Origin of the sequence: Arthrobacter sp. CAN_A214 (assembly GCF_015751955.1) — a bacterium.
In the GTDB taxonomy this organism is placed as follows: domain Bacteria; phylum Actinomycetota; class Actinomycetes; order Actinomycetales; family Micrococcaceae; genus Arthrobacter_D.
Genome location: NZ_JADOUU010000091.1, coordinates 1 through 1429, shown reverse-complemented (window position 1 = coordinate 1429; position 1429 = coordinate 1). Strand labels below are relative to the sequence as shown.

Below are 1429 nucleotides of genomic sequence, written 5' to 3'. Positions count from 1 at the left end.
GGTTACGTCCCGCTGAGTGGTGGAGTTTTCTCGACACCGTGCGGGTCAGTTCTTTGATTATGCTGCAGTGAGTTCTGGGAGCAAAACTGTTTCCTTTATCGGCGTGGTGGCGGTCGTGTTCATGGCGGTGAGTTCGGACATGGAGGCCTCGGAGAGGTAGCGGCGGTCGCCGGCTTCCCACTCGTCGTGCTGCTCGACGAGGACCGCTCCGGCGAGGCGGAGGAGCGCTGCGGGGTTGGGGAAGACACCGACGACGTCGGTGCGGCGTTTGATCTCTTTGTTCACCCGCTCCATCGGGTTCGTGGACCAGATCTGACGCCAGTGCCTGGCAGGGAATCCGGCAAACGCGAGGACGTCTTCCCGGGCGTCGCTGAGCATCGCGGCGACCTTCGGATGGGATTTGGTGAGCATCCGGGTGACCTCGTCGAACTGGGTGTTCACGTGGGCGGCGTCGGGTTGGGCGAAGGCCGTGCGGATGATCGAGGCGACCATTTCCTGGGAGCCCTTGGGCACGGTTGCCAGGACGTTGCGCATGAAGTGCACCCGGCAGCGCTGCCACGCCGCACCTTGGAACACGGTGCCGATGGCCTTTTTCAGCCCGCTGTGCGCATCAGAGATAGCGAGCTTCACCCCGTCCAGGCCCCGGGTCTTCAGGGAGCGCAGGAACGCCGTCCAGAAGCCCTCGTTCTCGCTGTCTCCGACGTCGAAGCCGAGGACTTCCCGGCGCCCGTCGGCGGCGACGCCGAAAGCAACCACGATCGCCTGGGACACGACCCGGTGCCCGATGCGGGCCTTGCAGTAGGTGGCGTCCAGGAACACATACGGGTATTCCAGGGCCGAGAGGTCCCGGTCGCGGAACGCACCGACTTCATGGTCGAGGTCCTCACAGATCCGGGATACCTCGGACTTCGAAATCCCGGTATCCGCGCCGAGGGCCTTGACCAGGTCATCGACCTTGCGGGTGGAAACCCCGTGCAGGTAGGCCTCCATCACGACCGCGTAGAGGGCCTGGTCAACCCGGCGGCGGCGCTCCAGCAGGGCAGGGAAAAACGAGCCGGCACGCAGCTTGGGGATCTTCAGGTTCAGATCCCCCGCAGTGGTCGTCAACGTCCTGGGCCGGGACCCGTTGCGTTGGGTCGTGCGCGCCTCGGAGCGCTCGAACGGGGCAGCACCAATGAACGCGGTCGCCTCCGCCTCGATGAGCTGCTGATACAGGGTTTCAGTCGCGGTACGAATCCGATCGGAAACATCGGTGAGTTTCAATTGTCCAAGCAGATCAAGCAGGGCAGACTGGTCTAGAGCCATCGTGTGTTTGTGTCTTTCTGTGAGTGACTTTGATCGGTACTCACTGACCATCGCACGATGGCTCACTACGTCGCCTACGCAACGCTCAACAGCGGAGAACTACACCACTCCACGGGACGTAACC

General features: G+C 63.3%; 1 protein-coding gene. It reads right to left on the bottom strand.

The features are described 5' to 3' along the window. Positions 1-57 precede the first annotated feature (57 nt). A complete protein-coding gene (locus IWX65_RS17560) occupies positions 58-1305 on the bottom strand; it encodes an IS256 family transposase (RefSeq protein ID WP_196884838.1) in 1248 nt (415 codons plus the stop codon). Between the last annotated feature and the right edge of the window lie 124 nt (positions 1306-1429).